Source organism: Microbispora sp. ATCC PTA-5024 (assembly GCF_000511135.2).
Classification (GTDB): Bacteria; Actinomycetota; Actinomycetes; order Streptosporangiales; family Streptosporangiaceae; genus Microbispora; species Microbispora corallina.
The window spans coordinates 708,980-726,366 of the sequence record NZ_KI866526.1; the positions used below are offsets into that span (position 1 = coordinate 708,980).

The 17,387-nt window shown below is 73.4% G+C and carries 21 protein-coding genes; 11 read left to right on the forward strand and 10 right to left on the reverse strand.

Annotated elements, in window-relative coordinates:
* Positions 1 to 5 precede the first annotated feature (5 nt).
* On the reverse strand, positions 6 to 638 hold the full coding sequence (locus tag MPTA5024_RS33920) for a TetR/AcrR family transcriptional regulator (RefSeq protein ID WP_036331835.1): 633 nt from the start codon (positions 636 to 638) through the stop codon (positions 6 to 8).
* A gap of 74 nt (positions 639 to 712) precedes the next feature.
* Between MPTA5024_RS33920 and MPTA5024_RS33925 the strand changes: the two genes are divergently transcribed.
* Positions 713 to 1,396, forward strand: coding sequence for a carboxymuconolactone decarboxylase family protein (locus MPTA5024_RS33925; RefSeq protein WP_036331837.1), 684 nt, complete (start codon positions 713 to 715; stop codon positions 1,394 to 1,396).
* A gap of 33 nt (positions 1,397 to 1,429) precedes the next feature.
* Here the strand turns inward: MPTA5024_RS33925 and MPTA5024_RS44445 are convergent, their stop codons facing one another.
* Positions 1,430 to 1,555 carry a hypothetical protein gene (locus tag MPTA5024_RS44445; RefSeq protein ID WP_269750655.1) on the reverse strand — a complete coding sequence of 42 codons (126 nt, stop codon included), beginning with the start codon at positions 1,553 to 1,555 and terminating at the stop codon, positions 1,430 to 1,432.
* A gap of 63 nt (positions 1,556 to 1,618) precedes the next feature.
* Here MPTA5024_RS44445 and MPTA5024_RS33930 point away from each other — a divergent pair, with 63 nt between their 5' ends.
* Entirely contained in the window at positions 1,619 to 1,840 is a 222-nt protein-coding gene (locus tag MPTA5024_RS33930) for a hypothetical protein (protein ID WP_036331839.1), read from the forward strand.
* Positions 1,841 to 2,008: 168 nt separating this feature from the next.
* Here MPTA5024_RS33930 and MPTA5024_RS33935 read toward each other — a convergent pair whose 3' ends face one another.
* The gene (locus MPTA5024_RS33935) at positions 2,009 to 2,980 is read right to left on the reverse strand and encodes a Gfo/Idh/MocA family protein (protein ID WP_036331841.1); all 972 of its coding nucleotides are present in this window, start codon (positions 2,978 to 2,980) and stop codon (positions 2,009 to 2,011) included.
* 103 nt (positions 2,981 to 3,083) lie between these two features.
* Here MPTA5024_RS33935 and MPTA5024_RS33940 point away from each other — a divergent pair, with 103 nt between their 5' ends.
* The 8 genes from MPTA5024_RS33940 (at position 3,084) to MPTA5024_RS33975 (ending at position 9,223) form a co-directional block, all read left to right on the forward strand.
* Positions 3,084 to 3,911: a phosphotransferase gene (locus tag MPTA5024_RS33940; RefSeq protein WP_036331843.1), complete on the forward strand. Its 828-nt coding sequence runs from the start codon at positions 3,084 to 3,086 to the stop codon at positions 3,909 to 3,911.
* Positions 3,912 to 3,975: 64 nt separating this feature from the next.
* Positions 3,976 to 4,917, forward strand: coding sequence for a cobalamin biosynthesis protein (locus tag MPTA5024_RS33945; RefSeq protein WP_036332172.1), 942 nt, complete (start codon positions 3,976 to 3,978; stop codon positions 4,915 to 4,917).
* A 126-nt stretch (positions 4,918 to 5,043) separates the two neighbouring features.
* The gene (locus tag MPTA5024_RS33950) at positions 5,044 to 5,280 is read left to right on the forward strand and encodes an SHOCT domain-containing protein (protein WP_051458988.1); all 237 of its coding nucleotides are present in this window, start codon (positions 5,044 to 5,046) and stop codon (positions 5,278 to 5,280) included.
* 10 nt (positions 5,281 to 5,290) lie between these two features.
* Entirely contained in the window at positions 5,291 to 5,665 is a 375-nt protein-coding gene (locus MPTA5024_RS33955; protein WP_036331845.1) for a thiol-disulfide oxidoreductase DCC family protein, read from the forward strand.
* A gap of 90 nt (positions 5,666 to 5,755) precedes the next feature.
* On the forward strand, positions 5,756 to 6,664 hold the full coding sequence (locus tag MPTA5024_RS33960) for an ABC transporter ATP-binding protein (protein WP_036331846.1): 909 nt from the start codon (positions 5,756 to 5,758) through the stop codon (positions 6,662 to 6,664).
* Positions 6,645 to 7,445: an ABC transporter permease subunit gene (locus MPTA5024_RS33965; RefSeq protein WP_036331847.1), complete on the forward strand. Its 801-nt coding sequence runs from the start codon at positions 6,645 to 6,647 to the stop codon at positions 7,443 to 7,445. The genes MPTA5024_RS33960 and MPTA5024_RS33965 overlap by 20 nt, the downstream gene beginning before the upstream one ends.
* 20 nt (positions 7,446 to 7,465) lie before the next feature.
* Positions 7,466 to 8,512, forward strand: a complete 1,047-nt coding sequence (locus MPTA5024_RS33970; protein ID WP_036331848.1) for a PucR family transcriptional regulator — start codon at positions 7,466 to 7,468, stop codon at positions 8,510 to 8,512.
* Between the two features lie 21 nt (positions 8,513 to 8,533).
* Complete coding sequence (locus tag MPTA5024_RS33975) at positions 8,534 to 9,223, forward strand: SHOCT domain-containing protein (RefSeq protein ID WP_036331850.1); 690 nt, start codon at positions 8,534 to 8,536, stop codon at positions 9,221 to 9,223.
* 102 nt (positions 9,224 to 9,325) lie between these two features.
* On the opposite strand, the gene MPTA5024_RS33980 is transcribed toward MPTA5024_RS33975, so the two are convergent.
* The 6 genes from MPTA5024_RS33980 to MPTA5024_RS34005 all read right to left on the reverse strand — a co-directional run bounded on the left by MPTA5024_RS33980 (position 9,326) and on the right by MPTA5024_RS34005 (position 14,934).
* On the reverse strand, positions 9,326 to 10,285 hold the full coding sequence (locus MPTA5024_RS33980; protein ID WP_036331851.1) for a quinone oxidoreductase family protein: 960 nt from the start codon (positions 10,283 to 10,285) through the stop codon (positions 9,326 to 9,328).
* A 68-nt stretch (positions 10,286 to 10,353) separates the two neighbouring features.
* Positions 10,354 to 11,013, reverse strand: a complete 660-nt coding sequence (locus MPTA5024_RS33985; RefSeq protein ID WP_036331852.1) for an HAD family hydrolase — start codon at positions 11,011 to 11,013, stop codon at positions 10,354 to 10,356.
* Positions 11,003 to 12,088, reverse strand: coding sequence for an ABC transporter ATP-binding protein (locus tag MPTA5024_RS33990; RefSeq protein ID WP_051458990.1), 1,086 nt, complete (start codon positions 12,086 to 12,088; stop codon positions 11,003 to 11,005). The genes MPTA5024_RS33985 and MPTA5024_RS33990 overlap by 11 nt, the downstream gene beginning before the upstream one ends.
* On the reverse strand, positions 12,085 to 12,954 hold the full coding sequence (locus tag MPTA5024_RS33995) for an ABC transporter permease (protein ID WP_084370217.1): 870 nt from the start codon (positions 12,952 to 12,954) through the stop codon (positions 12,085 to 12,087). Before MPTA5024_RS33995 ends, MPTA5024_RS33990 begins: the two co-directional genes overlap by 4 nt.
* On the reverse strand, positions 12,942 to 13,778 hold the full coding sequence (locus MPTA5024_RS34000; RefSeq protein ID WP_036331854.1) for an ABC transporter permease: 837 nt from the start codon (positions 13,776 to 13,778) through the stop codon (positions 12,942 to 12,944). Before MPTA5024_RS34000 ends, MPTA5024_RS33995 begins: the two co-directional genes overlap by 13 nt.
* A 4-nt stretch (positions 13,779 to 13,782) precedes the next feature.
* Positions 13,783 to 14,934, reverse strand: coding sequence for an ABC transporter substrate-binding protein (locus tag MPTA5024_RS34005; RefSeq protein ID WP_051458991.1), 1,152 nt, complete (start codon positions 14,932 to 14,934; stop codon positions 13,783 to 13,785).
* 112 nt (positions 14,935 to 15,046) lie between these two features.
* Here MPTA5024_RS34005 and MPTA5024_RS34010 point away from each other — a divergent pair, with 112 nt between their 5' ends.
* Complete coding sequence (locus MPTA5024_RS34010) at positions 15,047 to 15,784, forward strand: GntR family transcriptional regulator (protein WP_232326756.1); 738 nt, start codon at positions 15,047 to 15,049, stop codon at positions 15,782 to 15,784.
* Between the two features lie 12 nt (positions 15,785 to 15,796).
* Here the strand turns inward: MPTA5024_RS34010 and MPTA5024_RS34015 are convergent.
* Positions 15,797 to 17,387: ABC transporter ATP-binding protein (locus MPTA5024_RS34015; RefSeq protein WP_051458992.1), on the reverse strand; the 1,591-nt coding region annotated here is incomplete at its 5' end.

A 17,387-nucleotide genomic window follows, 5' to 3' on the forward strand; every position in this document is an offset into this window, starting at 1 on the left:
CAGGCCTATGGGAGCGGGAGGCCGACAAGCTTGGCCAGAAAACGATCGACCTGCTCCTCCAACGGAGGCCATGGCAGGCCGGGCTGGTTGAGCCGCATCGACACGGCCCCGTGAACCGCCGCCCTCAGGTCCAGTGAGACCACTGCGGCATCGTCGGCCGGGGCGAGGCCGGCGTCCATGCACCGCTGCACCGCGGCGGTGGTGCGCTCGGCCAGCTCCTGCTTGAACGTCATGGCCGCCCGCTGGTTGAGCGTGCTCTCGTGCAACACCTTGTACAGGCCGCGGTGCTGTTGAACCCACCGTCCGAGCAGCAGGACGCGGGCACGCAGCTTGCCCGCCGGCCCGGCGGCACCGGTCTCGGCCTGGTCGACGGCCTCCACGAGATCGCGATGGAACCTCTCCAGGGCGGCCAGCACGAGCGCGTCCCTGTCGGCGAAATGGATGTACACCGAGGTCGCCGCCACGCCCACCTCGCGGGCCACCGCGCGCATCGAAAGGGCCTGATCGTCGCCGTGTTCGTCCAGCAGGCGCAACGCGGCGCCGACGATCTCCTCGCGCAGCCGCTCGCCCTGGCCACGCGGGTTGCGGCCGCGCCTGCCACCGGGAGCGTCGGCCGGGGCGGGGGAGGTCTCGTCCATGACGCCCTATTGTAGGCGAACGACCGTTGCACTACAGTCGTAGCGCTACGACCGTTTACTTATGGAGGACTCCCATGGAGAACCAGGTGAAGGCGCTGGACCCGGTGTTCGCCGAGATGAACGCCGCCACAGACCGCCTCCTCTGGGAAGAGATCCCGGAACTCACCAGGCGCGAGAAGGTCCTGCTGTGCCTCACCGCCGACGTCTGCCAGCAGACCCTCGGCCTGCCCTTCCAGCAGCACGTGACGATGGCGGCGGACTGCGGCGTGTCGGCCGACCACCTGCGCGAACTGCTCCGCTTCGTCGCCTACGACAGCGGCTACCCCGCCGCCCTGGCGGCCCTCGCCCGCCTGACCGACCTGGAACGGGAGCATGCCCTGCCCACCCCCACCGGCCAGGGCCACGAGGTGAACGCCGACGGCACGGGCAGCCCGCTCCCCGAGTCGATGCGGCAGGCCGTGGCCGCCCTCGACGCACCCTTCGGCGCGTACATGGACCTGCAGTCGCGGATGCGCGCCGGCATGCGGCTGCTGTCGGTCCGTGAGCGCGCCTTCATCACGATGACCGTCGACGTGCTCTTCCAGACCCTGCAGGAGAGCTTCCGCGCCCACCTGACGCGCGCCCTCGGCGCCGGCGCCACACCGGAGGAGGCCCGTGCCGTCGTACGGTTCTCCGCGCAGTTCGGCATGACCAAGGCATGGCGCGCCATGCACGTGCTCGACGCCCTGCTCACCGAACTCGACGCCGTCCCAGTGTGAGACGTCCACCACCGTGGGCCGCCGCCGGGGGCCTCAGCCGGTCAGCACCTCGACGAGCAGGAGGCCGTTCAGGCCGCTGATCAGGGCGGCGACGGCGACGCCGGCCACGGTGGTGGCGCGGCGGTTGACGATGAGCCGGCCCTGGGCCTCGGCGGCCACGCAGGGAGGCCCTTCGCGCCGGCGCCCCCGGGCGGGCGGTCCTGGTGGCGGCGGGAATCGAGCATGGAAGCCTCACTGAAGAACGATCTGCTGAGGACGCGGGACGACCGTCCCTGGAGAAGGCGGCACGCGAGCGAGCCGAGGCTGGCCGCGGCTCTCACCGAACCGCCCGGCGGACGGCTCCGCTCGGCTCTGGCCCCGCTGCCCGGGGCCGCCGGCGCGAAGGGCCTCGCCGCGGAGAACCGGCGGACACCGGTCTCCGCGGCGAGAGCGGTGATCAGGTGAGCTTGTCCTTGATCTTGCCCATCGGGCCGACCTCGGTGCCAAGGACAGGGTCACTGGGGAGAGATCTCCCCTGAGCAGGTGAAACACGGACGTTCGCGGTTCGCCGCGGAAATCGGCCATCGGCGGCCGAAGCGCCGGCTCCGGCCACCGAGGCCCGTCGCCCGACCGTCAGGCCGTGCCCCGGGGAGCCAGGCCGGCCTTGCGGTAGATCTCGTCGATGACCGCCATCGTCGCGATGGAGTCGGACGGCGGGGTGAGATTGCCTTCCCCGGTCCGTACGGCGGAGTCGAACGCCCGCAGCTGATACGTGTACGACGGGTCGCCCGCGACCCGCTCGCGCCGGGTGACGCCGTCGATCGTGACCGACAGCCGGTTGAACATCTGCGGCAGCGCGAAGTTCACGACCCGCATCTCGCCCGCCGAGCCGGTGACCCGGGCCGCGATCCGCAGCAGCTGGGACGACCACATCGAGGCGTGGACCCGGCCGGTCGCGCCGGACGGGAACTCCAGCCTGGCGGTCATGGCCCGGTCGACGCCGGGCGAGTGGAGGCGGGCCCGGGCCGAGCGCACGACCGGCTCGCCGCCCCCGAGCAGCCGGGCGCAGTGGACGGCGTAGCACCCGGCGTCCATGAGCGCGCCGCCGGACAGCGCCAGCGAGTAGCGGATGTCGGAGAAGCGGGGGAGCGGGAAGCACATCCACGTCTCCACCTCGCGGATCTCGCCGAGCTCCCGGACGACCGCGGCCATCCGCCGCGCCAGCGGGTGGTAGCGGTAGTGGAACGCCTCCATGACCACGGTCCCGGCCTTGTCGGCCGCCTCGGCGACCTGGCGGGCCTCGGCCTCGTTCGAGGTGAACGGCTTCTCGCACAGGACGTGCTTGCCGGCCTCCAGGGCGCGCAGGGTCCACTCGGCGTGCAGCGCGTTCGGCAGGGGGTTGTACACGGCGTCGATCGAGGGGTCGGCCACCAGGGCCTCGTACGAGTCGTGGACCGCCGGGATGCCGTGCCGCGCGGCGAAGGCCTCGGCCCGCGACCGGTCGCGGGCGGCGACCGCGGCGACCTCTACTCCCGGGACCTGACCGGCGGGCTTCACCAGGGCGTTCGGGGTGATCCGGGCCGCACCGAGGGTTCCGATTCGCACCTGATCATCCTAGGTGCTGGGGAGTGCGTCATGTGAAGGCGACGCCGGGGAAAGCGCCCATGGAGAAGCGACATGCCAGGCCGGGCCGCTACCATCGTTCGGCATGTCACCGCGTCTGGCCCTTCCCGAGATCCCCCTTGGCGGCGAGATCACCGGAGAGGTCACCCGCGGGGTCGTACGCGTCGGCGGCACGGTCCGCCGTCCCGTCCGCCCCTCGTCGCCCGCGGTGCACGCGCTGCTGCGGCACCTGGAGGCGGCCGGGTTCGACGGCGCTCCGCGCGCCCTCGGCACCGACCACCTGGGCCGCCAGGTCCTGACGTACGTCGAGGGCGAGGTGCCGGGCCGTCCGCTGCCCGGGTACGCGGTGACCGGCGAGGCGCTCGCCGCCCTCGCGCGGCTGCTGCGCCGGTTCCACTACGCCGCCGCGTCCTTCACGCCGCCGCCCGCGGCCCGGTGGGAGGACGGCTCCGCGGTCGGCGACCAGCCGGAGATCGTCGGCCACTGCGACGTGACCCCGCGCAACGTCGTCTTCCGGCCGTCCTCGTCCGGAGGCGGGGCCCTCGTGCCGTACGCGCTGATCGACTTCGACCTGGCGCGGCCGGTGACCCGCCTGTTCGACGTGGTGACCACGCTGCGGCACTGGGCGCCGATCGCGGACCCGGTCGACCGCGACCCCGTCCAGCGCACCCTCGACGCGGGCGCGCGCCTGCGGCTCTTCTGCGACGCGTACGGCCTGGGGCCGCGCGACCGGCTCCGGCTGCTGGAGACGGCCCGGACCCGGTTCGGCCGGTCGTACCAGGTCATGCGCGACAAGGCGCGGGCGGAGCCGGGATGGGCGCGCATGTGGGCCGACGGCGCGGGGGAGCGCATCAGACGGGCCGCCGCCTGGCTCGACGCGAACGAGGACGCCCTGCACGCCCATCTGATGTGACCGCCCGCCCCCGGACGAGCCCGAGGTGAGGGGCTGCGGGAGAATGCCGGGCGTGAAGCGGATCATGGACGGGCCCACGGTCGCCGGGATGCTGCTGGGCGCCGCGGCCGACGCCGTCGTGGGCGATCCCCGGCGGGGCCATCCGGTGGCCGCGTTCGGGACCGCCGCCACCGCCCTCGAAAAGCGGATTTATCGTGACTCGCGCTCGGCAGGGGTCCTCTTCACCGCGGCCCTCGTCGGGGGAGCGGCCGGTCTGGGGCTGCTCGCCGACCGGCTGACCCGTTCGCACCCCCTGGCCCGCACCGTGGTCACCGCCGCCGCCACCTGGGCCGTGCTGGGCGGCACCAGCCTCGCCCGCGAGGGCGCCGCGATGGCCGCCTCGCTGGAGGAGGGCGACATCCGCGCCGCGCGCGAGCGGCTGCCCCACCTGTGCGGCCGCGACCCCTCGGGTCTCGACGCCGGCGAGCTGGCCCGCGGAACGGTCGAGTCGATCGCCGAGAACACCTCCGACGCCGTCGTCGGGCCGCTCGTGTGGGGCGCGGCCCTCGGCCTGCCGGGACTGCTCGGATACCGGGCGGTCAACACGCTCGACGCGATGGTGGGCCACCGGTCGGCGCGGTACGAGCGGTTCGGCTGGGCGTCCGCCCGGCTCGACGACGTGGCGAACCTCCTGCCCGCCCGGCTGACGGCCGCGCTCACCGTCGCGCTCGCGGGCACCGCGGGCGGCTCGCCCAGGAGGGCCGCCGCCGTGCTGCGCCGGGACGGCCACCGGCACCCCAGCCCCAACTCCGGGCACTGCGAGGCCGCCTTCGCCGGGGCCCTCGGCGTACGGCTCGGGGGCGCGAACGACTACGGCGGGCGGGTCGAGCACCGGCCGGAGCTGGGCGACGGGCCGCGGCCGCGGGTCCGGGACATCCGCCGGTCGGTACGGCTGGCCCGCGGCGTCGGCATCGCGGCCGTCGTCCTCGCCGCCGGCGCCCGCGCGGCGCTCGGCCCCCTTCGGTAGGCGTCCCGCCCGGCACCCGTGTGATCGCGCCCCGCCCGGCGCTCGGCCCCCGTCAGGAGGCGTCCCGCCCGGCGCCGGGCTCAAGGCGCTTCCGGGGCGGCGGGTGGAGCGGTCATGATAGGGGCCATGACGGCGCTCCTTCTCCTGCTGGTCCTCGCGGTGGTCTTCAGTGTCGCCGTGGCGGTGATCGTGATCGTCGTCCTCGCGCTGGGCCACGGCCGCCGGCCACGGCGGGTCCCGCCGCCACCGGCCCCCGCCCCGCGGCCGGACGCGCAGGAGATCCTCCGGGCCCGGTTCGCCGCCGGAGAGATCGACGAGGACGAGTACCTGCGCCGAATGTCGGCCCTGTCGCAGGATTGGTAGCTTGGGCAATGTGGGCGGTGAAAACCGGCTCCTGCTGGTCTTCGATGGGGAGTGCGCCTTCTGCCAGATGTGCGTGAACGCCGGGCGCAGGCTCCTGCCGTACATGCCCGTGGTCCGAGCCTGGCAGTTTGTCGACCTCGGGGCCCTGGGACTCACCCGTGACGAGGCGTCGGCCTCGGTCCAGCTCGTCGGCCCGCGCGGACTGCACGCCCACGGGGCGCGGGCGATCGGCGTGATGCTGGCCCTCCAGCCCCATCCCCTGTGGCGTCCCCTGGGCAGGGTCATGCTGGCCCCGCCCGTGAGCTGGGCGGCCGAGGGGGCGTACCGGCTGGTCTCCCGCTACCGCCACCTCCTGCCCGGCGCGTCCGTGAAGGACGCCGCCTGAGCGGTTTGCCGGATCCGGGAACGCAGGGGCCGGCCAGCTGTCCGGGTCCGGGCATGTCCCCGCGGGCCGCCGCGGCAGCACCATTGCGTCATGACAGCAGTAGTGGAGACCGAAGGACTGACGAAGTTCTACGGCACGAGGCGGGGCCTGGAGGACCTGACGCTCACCATCCAGCCGGGGGAGGTCTTCGGCTACCTGGGCCCGAACGGCGCCGGGAAGACGACCACCATCCGGCTGCTCCTCGACGTGATCCGCCCCACCTCCGGCCGGGCGACCGTGCTCGGAGCGGACACGCGGGACACCCGGGTGCGCGCCAGGATCGGGTACCTGCCCGGTGAGCTGGCCCTGGAGGGCCGGGAGAAGGCCCGCGACTACCTGGAGTTCCTCGCCGGCGTGCGCGGCGGGGTGAGCCGGGGCAGGATCGACGAGCTGGCCGAGCGGCTCGACGCCGACGTGACGGTCAGGATGAGCGAGCTGTCCAAGGGCAACAAGCAGAAGGTCGGCCTCATCCAGGCGTTCATGCACGAGCCGGAGCTGCTCGTCCTCGACGAGCCGACGAGCGGCCTCGACCCCCTGGTGCAGCAGGAGTTCCTCGCCATGGTCCGGGAGGTGCGCACCTCCGGCCGTACCGTCCTGATGTCGTCGCACGTGCTCGCCGAGGTCGAGCACGTGGCCGACCGGGTGGGCATCGTGCGGTCGGGCCGGCTGGTCGCGGTCGAGGACGTGGCGGCGCTGCGCGAGCGGGCCGTACGGCATGTGGAGTTCCACTTCGACGCACCGGTGCCGAAGGAGGCCTTCGAGGGCCTGCCGGGGGTCCGGGACCTCGTCGTGGAGGGGACCTCGCTGCGCTGCACGATCGACGGGCGGCCCGACGCGCTCATCAAGGCGGCGGCCCGGTTCACCGTGGTGCACATGGTCAGCGCGGAGCCGGACCTCGAGGAGATCTTCCTGACCTACTACAGCGAGGAGGAGGCGCGCCATGGCCGCGCTGGTGCGTAAGACGCTGCGCGAGTACCGCCGCGCGCTCATCGGGTGGACGGTCGGGATGTGCGCCTTCTTCGGGATGTACATCTCGATCTGGGCGAGCATGAAGGACGATCCGCAGACGCTGAGCGCGCAGGCGCTGGCCAAGTATCCCGGCGCTCTGCGGGACCTGATGGGCGGCCTCGCCGACATCGGGACCGGCGTCGGGTTCCTCCAGACGGTCGCCTACCAGCTCCTCGGGCCGATGCTGTTCGTCATGGCGGCCTCGGTGCTCGGCAACCGGGCGATCGCGGTCCCCGAGGAGGCGGGCACGCTGGAGCTGACCGTGACGCTGCCGATCGACCGCAGGCGGCTCGTCCTCGACCGGTGGATCGGGCTCGCCCTCGGCGTGCTGGCCGTGGCCGTGGTGACGTTCGCGGTCATCGTGGCTGCCGCGTCCGGCGCCGGCATGGGGGTGCCCTTCGGGCGGCTGCTCGCCGCCCACACCGGGATGTTCCTTCTCGTGATGTTCTTCGGCACGCTGGCGGTCTGCGTGGGGGCGGCGACCGGGCGCAAGCAGGTGGGGCTGGCCGTCGTCGGTGTGTGGGCGGTCGCGGGCTACGTGGTGGAGACGCTCGGCCGGAACGTGGACGCCATCGCCTGGCTGCGCTGGCTCTCGCCGTTCCACTACTACCTGGACGGCAGGCCGCTTTACCAGGGCTGGCCCGTCGGCGACTACCTTGTGCTGCTGGGCGCGACGGCCGTGCTCCTCATGACGGCGGTGCTCTCCTTCGAGCGGCGTGACGTAGGGGTGTGATGGACAGCGTTCTCGCTCGCGTGAGCGAGGCGACCGGGGTGCCCGCCGACCTGCTCGGCGGGTTCCTCGCCGTACTGGCGGCCTCCGCCGCTACCGGGCGCCTGCCGGGGCGGGCCGACGTGGACGGCCTGCGCGAGAGCGGCGCCCTGGCCGCCGAGCGCGGCATCCCGCTGCGCGTGCTGGCCGACGCCTGCCTGCACGCCGCCGAGATCACCTCCGGCGGGGCGTTCGGCGCCGTACGGCGGAGCATGGCGGCCTTCGCCGAGGGCTACGAGGAGGCCCAGCGGGCGGCGATCCGGCGGGAGGAGGAGGCCCGCCGCGTGTTCGTCGACGACCTGCTGCAGGGCCGGGCCGACGCCGAGCGGGCCGAGCACTTCGGCCTGCGGCTGGCCGAGGCGTACGTCGTCACGGTCGCCCGGCCGGCCGCGCCGCTGCCTCCCGGCGACCCGCTGATCCGCAGAATCGAGCAGGCGATGGTCGCCCGGTTCGGCTCGCACAACATCCTGGTCGCGGCGCGGGACGGCCTGCTGGTGTGCGCCTGCCCGGCGTCGCTGACGGCGGCCAGCGGGGAGTTCACCCACCACGTGCGGTCGGGCCTCGACTCGTGGCGGGTCGGCGTGGGCCGCGCCCACCAGGGTCCGGGGGGGATCGTCACGTCCTACCGCGAGGCGTCCAACGCCATCGACCTGGGGGAGCGGCTCGGCCTGCGGGCCCAGGTGCTCAAGGCGTCCGACCTGCTGGTCTTCCCGGTGCTGCTGCGGGACAGGAACGCGATCGTCGATCTCGTGTCCACCGTCCTCGGGCCGCTCACCGCCGCGCGCGGCGGGCCGGAGCCGCTGCTGGAGACGCTGGAGGCCGTCTTCGCCTCCCAGGGCAACCACACCGCGGCGGCGCGGCGGCTCGGCATCAGCACCCGGGCGATCACCTACCGGCTGGAGCGGATCCGCCGCCTCACGGGGTTCTCGCCGAGCGATCCCACCCAGCGGTTCACCCTGGAGACGGCGGTGCTCGGGGCGCGGCTGCTGGAGTGGCCGGCCCGGCCGCTGCGAGATCACCCCGAGAGGTGAGCTCTGGCCTATATTCGTCCCGTGCTGACCCCACTCCAGCTCGTCCGGCGGTCCATCGGGCTGCTCGCCGGGCTCGGCGCGTTCTGCTGCGCGCTGACTCTCCTGTACCTCGCCTCGCACGCGGTCATGTCCATCGGCGGCAGCTGCGGGTCCGGGGGCCCGTACGTCGTCGCCACGCCGTGCCCGCAGGGCATCGGCTGGATCGTCCCCGTCTCGATCATCGGTGGGATCGCCGCGCTCGGCGTGTACGCGGTCTCGGCGCTGCCGGTGGGCCCCCGGCTGACCTCCCTCGCCTGGCCGGCGCTGTTCCTCAGCCTCGGCTGGGCGTTCCTCGACGCCGCCCTCGCTCCGGAGAGCGGAGTGGAGTGGAGCTTCATGGTCTGCGCGGTGCTCTTCCTGCTGATGGGCGGGGCTCCGCTGCTGCTGTTCGCCAACCGCGAGGCGCTGCGGCGGCTGCTGTGGGGGACGCCGCCCCCGGCCGCCCCGCCCGTCCCGCCGGCCCTGCGTCCGGGCGAGGTCCGCTGGACCACGAGCGTGCGGCTCCCCGGCGACGACCGCCCCCACGTACGGCCGGTCGTGCCGGCGCCCGCCCCCGAGCGGCCGAACCTCGTCGGCGAGCTGGAGCGGCTGGCCGCCCTCCACCGGGCCGGCCAGCTCGACGACGACGAGTACGCCACCGCCAAGAAGCGCCTGCTGAACGGATCCCACTGATGAGCCCCGCCGCCGTACGCGTCCTGTCGATCGTCCTGCACGTGGTCGCGATCGCCGGGGGCGTCTACCTCGGCGTGCTCGTCTTCCACGCCGCGACCTGACTCAGGGGATCAGCAGCAGCTTGCCGGTGGTGCGGCGGGCCTCGAGGTCGTCGTGGGCGCGGGCGGCCTCGGCCAGCGGGTAGCGCTGCGACACGTGCACCTTGAGCGCGCCGGACGCCACCCACCCGAGCACGTCGTCGGCCCGGGACAGCAGCTCCTCGCGGGTGGCGATGTAGTGGCCCAGCGAGGGCCGGGTGACGAACAGCGACCCCGCCGGGTTCAGCCGCTGGAGGTCGAAGGGCGGCACCGGCCCGCTGGCCGCGCCGTACAGGGCGAGCATGCCGCGCGGGCGCAGCGAGGCGAGCGAGCCCTCGAAGGTCGCGGCCCCGACGCCGTCGTAGACCACGTGGACCCCCGCGCCGGTGATCCGCCTGACGGCGTCGGGGACGTCCTCGTAGCCGATCACCTCGTCGGCCCCGGCCTGCCGGGCGAGCTTCTCCTTCTCCGGAGTGGAGACGGTGCCGATCACCCGGCCCCCGCGCAGCTTGACGATCTGCGTGAGCAGCAGGCCCATGCCGCCGGCGGCCGCGTGCACCAGCACGTCGTCGCCCTGCCGCACCGGGTACGTCGAGTGGGTGAGGTAGTGGGCGGTGAGGCCCTGGAGCAGCACCGCGGCCGCCAGGTCGGGCGCCAGCCCCTCGGGCAGCAGCACCGCCTTCTCGGCCGGGATGACCGCCTTGTCCGCGTACGAGCCGACGACCTGCGCCCACCCGACGCGGTCGCCGGGCACGATGTCGGTCACGCCGTCGCCGACGGCCGTGACCGTTCCGGCCCCCTCGGAGCCGGGCACCAGCGGCAGCGGCAGCGGGTAGCGGCCCTCCCGATGGTAGACGTCGGTGAAGTTCACCCCGGCGGCCGCCACGTCCACCAGCACCTCGCCGGGGCCGGGCTCGGGATCGGGGCGCTCGGTGTACTCGAGCACGGAGGAACCCCCGTAGGCGGGGACGACGACGGCACGCATCTGCGACTCCTTCTGCGACTCGGCCTCATCGTCCCCTAACCCCGGGGGTCTCGCGGGTTGTTCCCGCCTCAGGTCGCTCTCGTGACGAGCAGGCGCAGCAGCGCCAGATCGACGTTCTCCAGTGAGGAGACCGCCACCACGCCCTCCGGCGCGGTCCCGCCGAGGCCGACCGCGAGGACGGCGCAGCCCGCGCCGGCCGCCGACGCGATGCCGGTGGGGCTGTCCTCGATCGCCACGCACGAGGCCGGGTCGACGCCCAGCCTGCGCGCGGCGGCGAGGTACGGATCGGGGGCGGGCTTGTTCCGCTCGCTGTCCCCGGCCGCGACCGACAGCCGGAACCGGTCGCCGCCGACCGTCTCCAGCACCAGGTCGACGACCGGGCGGGGGGAGGCGCTCACCAGGCCGGCCGGGATCCCGGCCGCCCGCAGCGCCTCCAGCAGCGCGACGGCGCCGGGCAGCGTCGTCACACCGTTTTCGATCTTGGCCGTGAACGCCGTGGTCAGCAATGCCGCCACCGCTGCGGGACCGGGGGAGCCGGGGATCCGTCCGGACACGTGACACGCGGCGTCCTCGACCGGCAGGCCGAACAGCGCCTGCCGGTCCCCGGGGCCCAGCGCGGACCCGAGGCCGACGGCGACCTCGGCGCAGGCCTCCCACCACAGGTCCTCGGTGTCCACGAGGGTGCCGTCCATGTCGAACAGCACCGCGCCGAGGGCCTCAGACGACATCGGGCTCGGGCACCGCCGTCCGCACGTCGCCGGTCTCCGTGCCGGGGGCCACGAGCACGGGCCGCTCGACCAGCGAGACCCGCACCTTGGTGCCGGGCGCCAGCCGCAGCGCGTCGTGACCGGGCACGTCGGCCAGCGCCTCGGTGCCGTCGGCCAGCTGCACGCGCAGCCGCGCGGTCGAGCCGCGGAACGACGAGACCATGACGAGGGCGCCGCCGTCGCTCTCCGGCGTGACCAGCACGGTCTCCGGCCGCACCAGGACCTCGACCCGCTCGGCGGACGGCGCCGGGCCGTCGATCGGCAGGCTCTGCCCGAGCACCTCGACGCGGTCGCCCACGACGGTGCCGGGCAGGTGGTTCATGGTGCCCACGAACTCGGCCACGAACGGGGTCGCCGGCCGGTCGTACAGGGTGGCCGGGTCGGCGACCTGCTCCAGGTGGCCGTCGCGCAGGACGGCGACCCGGTCGGCCATCGACAGGGCCTCCTCCTGGTCGTGCGTGACGAAGATCGTCGTGATGCCGAGCGAGAGCTGCAGCCGCCGGATCTCCTCCCGGAGGGTGACCCGGACCTTGGCGTCCAGCGCCGACAGCGGCTCGTCGAGCAGCAGGACGCGGGGCTCCAGGGCGATGGCGCGGGCCAGCGCGACCCGCTGCTGCTGCCCGCCGGACAGCTGATGCGGGTAGCGGCCCCCGATGTGCGGGAGGCCGATCAGCTCCAGCAGCTCCTGCGCCCGCTCGTGCCGCCGGGCGGCCGGGACCTTGCGGACCCGCATGCCGAAGGAGATGTTGTCGCGGACGTTCAGGTTCGGGAACAGGCTGTAGGACTGGAAGACCATCCCGGCGTCGCGGCGGTTGGCCGGCACCCGGGTGACGTCCTTGTCGTCGACCAGGACCTGGCCCTCGTCCGGGTGCTCGAAGCCGGCCAGGCAGCGCAGCGCGGTGGTCTTGCCGCAGCCCGAGGGCCCGAGCAGGGCGATCAGCTCGCCCGGCTCGACCGTCAGGTTGAGGTTGTCGAGCGCGACCGTCGCGCCGAACCGGCGCCGCAGCCCGCGGAACTCGACCCGGGCCCCGTTCATGAACCACTCCTTTGCCTCGCACCGGCGGAGGACAGGACGAGCAGCAGCAGCCAGGTGATCAGCAGGCTGAACACCGAGACGGCCACGGACACCTGGGCCTGCGAGCCGGAGATCGTGTAGATCCAGACGGGGAAGGTCTGGAAGCTGAGCAGCTGGGCGATCGTGAACTCGCCGAGCACCAGGGCCAGCGTGAGGAAGCCGGCGCTGGCCAGACCGGACCGGAGGTTCGGGATGATCACGCGGAAGACCACGTGCGGCCACGACGCCCCGAGGTTGCGGGCCGCCTCCGACAGCGTGCGCACGTCGATCGCGCCGAGCCCCGCGTCCAGCGACCGGTACACGAACGGCAGGGCCAGCACCACGTACGCGAGCACGAGCACGACGGGGAAGTCGGGGTTCTGCACCGCGATGATCGTCTGGTAGAACGGCGTGCTCGCCAGGTAGTCAGGACCCCAGCGGAGCACCGTGCTGATCCCGGCCACGAACGTGATGGGCGGCACGACCAGCGGGAGCGTGCACACCACCTCGAGGACCGTACGCAGGCGCGGCGCGCTGAGCCGTACGGCGATCATCGCGGGCAGCGTCAGCAGCAGGACCAGCGCGATCGTGACCACGCCGAGCCCGAGCGACAGCAGCAGGCTCCGGCCGAAGCCCTCTGCCGAGAAGATCTGCCCGTACGCGTCGAGCGTGAATCCCTCGCTCGGGTCGTCCACCGTGAAGACGAACGACGCGAGCAGCGGCACCAGGAAGTAGAGCGCCGCGACGACGAGGACGGCCCCCCGCCACACCCTGGGCCTGCGCGGCCGGCCCTTCGCCGCCGCGGGCGGCGTCGCGGCCGGGGCGACCTGCGGGGTCACCGTAGCCATCGGGCACTCCTCTTCTGGAGCGGAAGGTAGATCGCCATGACCACGCCGGCGATGACGATCATGTCGAGGCTGAGGGCGAGGGCCACGTTCTCGTGGCCGATGAGCACGTTGCCGCTCAGCGCCGCGTCGATCTGCAGGGTGACCAGCGGGACCGAGCCGCCGACCATCGCCTTGGCGGTCGCGTAGGCCGCGAACGAGCCGCCGAACAGCAGCACGAACCCGCCCAGCAGCGTCGGGCCCAGCACGGGGATGCCGACCCACCGCCAGAACTGCCAGGTGTTGGCGCCGTTGTTCTGCGCCGCCTCCCGCCACTGGGGCTTCAGCCCGTCGAGCGCGGGCACGACCGTCAGCACCATCAGCGGGATCGAGAAGTAGAGGTAGACCAGGGTGAGACCCCAGAAGTTGTAGAGGTTCCACCCGTGGTCGGACAGGCCGAGCGCCTGGGTGACCACGCCCGAGTTGCCCAGCGTGGCGATCCAGGCGAACGCCAGCGGCACGCCGCCGAAGTTCGCCAGGACGCCCGAGGCCGTCAGCACGGCCTCCCGCAGGGCCCGGAACCGCGACGTCACGACGGCCTGGGCGAGGAACGTGCCGAGCACGGCCCCCACCACGGCGACCACCGTGGAGATCTTCACGCTGCCGAGCAGGGCCGTAAGGTACGCCCCCTGGAGGGACTCGGTGAGGTTCGCCGCGCTCACCGAGCCGTCGCGGGTGAACGTGCCGCCGAGGAGGACCAGCAGCGGCACGCCGAAGATCAGGGCGATGAAGGCCAGCAGCGGGACGGCCGCGAGCCAGCCTTTCGATCGCGTACGGTTACCGGTCACCGGGTCAGCCCGCGACCGCCGCGCCCCAGCCGCTCGCCAGGACCTGCTTGGCCTTGTCGACCTGCTCGGGCGTCGGGAAGGTGGGGTCGCCGTCGACCTTGGGGAGCTGGGCCACCAGGGCGGCGTCGGCGGTGCCGTCCTGCTGCATCGCCGGCAGCAGCACCGGGCGGGCGTAGCCCTTCAGCCACAGGTTCTGGCCCTCGGCGCTGTAGAGGAACTCCTGCCACAGGCGGGCGGCCGCCGGGTGCGGGGCGTACTTGCTGACGGCCTGGGAGTAGAAGTTCGCGTACTTGCCGTCGCCCGGGATGGCGACCTTCCAGTCCACGCCCTTGCTGGAGAACTCCTTGGCGTAGCTGGCCTGGAGGTAGTCCCAGTCGATCGTGATGGGCGTCTCGCCCTTCTCGACCGTGGCCGGGGTGGCCTCGACCGGGGTGAAGTTGCCGCTCTCCTTCATCTTCTTGAAGAAGTCGATGCCGGGCTGGATGTCGTCGAAGGAGCCCTGGTTGGCCAGCGAGGCGGCGTAGACGCCGGCGAAGGCGGCGCCGGCCTTGGTCGGGTCGCCGTTCAGCGCGACCTTGCCCTTGTACTCCGGCTTCAGCAGGTCCGCGAAGGACTGCGGGCACTCCTTGACGCGCTTGGCGTCGCAGCCGATCGAGATGTAGCCGCCGTAGTCGTAGTACCAGGCGCCGTTCGCGTCCTTCTGGCCGTCCGGGATCTTGTCCCAGCTCTGCACCTTGTACGGGGCGAACAGGCCCTCCTGGGCGCCGCTCAGGGCGAAGGCGCTGCCGAGGTCGAGGACGTCGGGGGCGCGGTCCTGGCCCTTCAGGGTCTTGACCGCGTTGATCTCGTCCTGGCTGGAGCCGTCGGGGTTGTCGCTGTTGATCTTGATGCCGTACTTCGCGGTGAACGCGCTGATGAGCTCGCCGTAGTTCGCCCAGTCCGGGGGCAGCGCGATGACGTTGAGCTGTCCCTCCTTCTTGGCGGCCTCGACCAGCTTGTCCAAGCCGCCGAGGTCCTGGGCGGAGGTGGCCGTGGCGGCCTTGGAGCCGCCCGAGCCGGAGGCCGCGGTGTCGGTCTTGGGGGCCGCGCCGCACGCGGCGATGATCGAGGTCGTTATGGTGAGCGCGGCCACCAGGCCGACGGTACGTGTGGACAAGGGTCCCTCCCACTGATTGTGTGGCTTGAACTTAAGCGAACTTGTACAAACAAGCCAGACCTAGTAAGTCGCATATCGATGTCGGAAGAGTGAACGGGAAGGGTCCATGACGATGGCGCGCTACGAACAGATCGCGGGAGACCTGCGGGAGGCGATCCTGCGGGGGGAGTACCCGATCGGCGCGCAGCTGCCCTCCGAGGCCGAGCTGGCCACACGTTACGAGGCCGCCCGTGGCACGATACGCCAGGCGGTCGCCCTGCTCGCCTCCGAGGGGCTCGTCGGATCCCGCCAGGGCGCGAGGCGCATCGTGCTCGGCGGCGAGCGCAGCCAGAGCTTCGCCGAGCTGCACAGCTTCGCGCAGTGGGCGCGCTCCATGGGCTACCGCGCCAGCGGGACCGTGCTGGCGTCCCGCCGCCGTCCCTGCACCCCCTCCGAGGCCGTGCGGCTGTCGGTCGAGCCGGGGGACGAGGTGCTCACCGTGCTGCGGCTGCGGCGGCTCGACGGCGAGCCCGTCCTGGTCGAGCGAACCGTCTACGCCGGCTGGATCGCCCCCGCAGTGGAGAAGCTCGACCCGGCGTGCGAGTCGGTCACCCAGGAGCTCTACGAGGCGGTCGGCCTCGTCTTCGCGTACGGCGAGCACCTGATCGACGCGGTCGCGGCCGGGGCCGAGGACGCCCGTCTGCTCGGCGTCCGGCGCGGCAGCCCCCTGCTGCGCCAGCGGCGCACCACCACCAGCCAGGAGGGCCGCCCGGTGGAGTGCTCCGACGACCGCTACCGCGCCGGCAGCGTCGTGTTCAGCATCCGCAACTCGACCTCCGCCAACCCCCTCGTCCGGCGCGCCGGCGACTGACCGCTCGCCCTGTCAGGGGACGGCGGGGACCGCTTCCGCGCCGGTGCCCCGTTCCGGCAGCCGGTGGGCGAGCTCGGCGTACCGCCCGCCCCGGGCGAGCAGCTCCTCGTGCCGGCCCTGCTCCACCAGCCGCCCCTCGTGGAGGACGAAGATCACGTCGGCCGCGCGGACCGTGTCCGGGCGATGGGTGATCACCAAGGTCGTCCGGCCCGGCAGGAGCGGCGTCAACGCCTCCTGGACCTGCCGCTCGCTCTCGGTGTCGAGGGCGGAGGTGGCCTCGTCGAGGATGAGTACGGGCGGGTCGTTCAGGATCGCCCGCGCGATGGTGAGCCGCTGCCTCTCACCTCCGGACAGGCGCGAGCCCCGCTCGCCCACCATCGAGTCGTAGCCGTCCGGAAGCCGGACCACGCGGTCGTGGATCCGCGCCGCCCGGCAGGCCGCCTCGAGCTCGCCCGCCGTGGCCGACGCCTTCGCGTACCGGAGATTGTCGGCGACCGTCGCGTGGAACAGGACCGGCTCCTGGGTCACGACGCCGAACAGCGCCGCCAGCGAGTCACGCGTCAGGCGGCGGACGTCGACCCCGTCGAGGGCGACCACGCCCTCGTCCGGGTCGTGCAGGCGCATGACGAGATGTGCCAGCGTGGTCTTGCCCGACCCGCTCTCCCCGACGACCGCGGCGAACTGGCCCGGCCGGATCCGCAGCGTCACGTCCCGCAGGACCGCGTGCCCGCCGTACCGGAAGGTGACGCCGGTCAGCGCGATCTCGCCGCGGACCGCGTCGCGCCGCGCCGCGACGGCCCCCGGCCCGTCCACGACGGACGGCCGCCGGTCGAGGTACTCGAAGATCCGCTCGAACACCGCCGTCGCGGCGCGGAACTGGACCGCCACCTGCATGAGCTGGCCGGCCGGGAGGAACAGGCGCGCCTGGAGCGAGGTGAAGGCCAGCAGGGTCCCCGGTGTGGGGGGCCGCCCCAGCCCCGCGGCGAGGTAGACCACGGCGGGCGCGACGAGGAAGAGTGCCTGCAGCGCCGCGCCGAGCGCCTGCGCCCCCACGGCGGCCCGGACCTGCAGCCCCGCCAGCCGGCGGCTCTCGTCCCCGAACCGCCGCACGCCGTGGTCCTGACGGCCGAAGACCCGGGCGAGCAGGATCCCCGAGACCGACAGCGTCTCCTCGGCGATCACGTTCATCTCGGCGCGGGAGCGCTGGACGGCGGCGGCGACCCGGCGCTGGTGCACCGCCACCCGCGCGGTCAGCCACGCCGCGGCGGGCAGCAGGCAGATCGAGACCAGCGCGAGCCGCCACGACAGGGCGACCAGGCACGCCGCGGTGACGAGGCAGGTCACGACGTTGGCGAGCATCGCGGGCACGGTCGCGCCGGCCACGCCCTGCACCTCGGCCACGTCGCCGATGACGCGGGACTGGATCTCCCCGGTGCGGGTGCCGGTGAAGAAGGTGAGCGGCAGCCGCTGCAGGTGCGCGTACAGGTCCGTCCGCAGCCGCTCCAGCACGTCCTGGCCCATCCGGCTGGACAGGTGGGCCTGCAGCACGCCGATCCCGCCGGCCGCCGCGGCGACCGCGGCCGTCGCGCCGAGCAGGGCCGCG

What these genes read in the sequence shown, in the direction of transcription:
- MPTA5024_RS33920 (WP_036331835.1), bottom strand. Translation starts at nt 638, where the DNA reads ATGGACGAGACCTCCCCCGCCCCGGCCGACGCTCCCGGTGGCAGGCGC.
- MPTA5024_RS33925 (WP_036331837.1), top strand. Translation starts at nt 713, where the DNA reads ATGGAGAACCAGGTGAAGGCGCTGGACCCGGTGTTCGCCGAGATGAAC.
- MPTA5024_RS33930 (WP_036331839.1), top strand. Translation starts at nt 1,619, where the DNA reads ATGGAAGCCTCACTGAAGAACGATCTGCTGAGGACGCGGGACGACCGT.
- MPTA5024_RS33940 (WP_036331843.1), top strand. Translation starts at nt 3,084, where the DNA reads ATGTCACCGCGTCTGGCCCTTCCCGAGATCCCCCTTGGCGGCGAGATC.
- MPTA5024_RS33945 (WP_036332172.1), top strand. Translation starts at nt 3,976, where the DNA reads ATGGACGGGCCCACGGTCGCCGGGATGCTGCTGGGCGCCGCGGCCGAC.
- MPTA5024_RS33950 (WP_051458988.1), top strand. Translation starts at nt 5,044, where the DNA reads ATGACGGCGCTCCTTCTCCTGCTGGTCCTCGCGGTGGTCTTCAGTGTC.
- MPTA5024_RS33960 (WP_036331846.1), top strand. Translation starts at nt 5,756, where the DNA reads ATGACAGCAGTAGTGGAGACCGAAGGACTGACGAAGTTCTACGGCACG.
- MPTA5024_RS33965 (WP_036331847.1), top strand. Translation starts at nt 6,645, where the DNA reads ATGGCCGCGCTGGTGCGTAAGACGCTGCGCGAGTACCGCCGCGCGCTC.
- MPTA5024_RS33980 (WP_036331851.1), bottom strand. Translation starts at nt 10,285, where the DNA reads ATGCGTGCCGTCGTCGTCCCCGCCTACGGGGGTTCCTCCGTGCTCGAG.
- MPTA5024_RS33985 (WP_036331852.1), bottom strand. Translation starts at nt 11,013, where the DNA reads ATGTCGTCTGAGGCCCTCGGCGCGGTGCTGTTCGACATGGACGGCACC.
- MPTA5024_RS33990 (WP_051458990.1), bottom strand. Translation starts at nt 12,088, where the DNA reads ATGAACGGGGCCCGGGTCGAGTTCCGCGGGCTGCGGCGCCGGTTCGGC.
- MPTA5024_RS33995 (WP_084370217.1), bottom strand. Translation starts at nt 12,954, where the DNA reads ATGGCTACGGTGACCCCGCAGGTCGCCCCGGCCGCGACGCCGCCCGCG.
- MPTA5024_RS34010 (WP_232326756.1), top strand. Translation starts at nt 15,047, where the DNA reads ATGGCGCGCTACGAACAGATCGCGGGAGACCTGCGGGAGGCGATCCTG.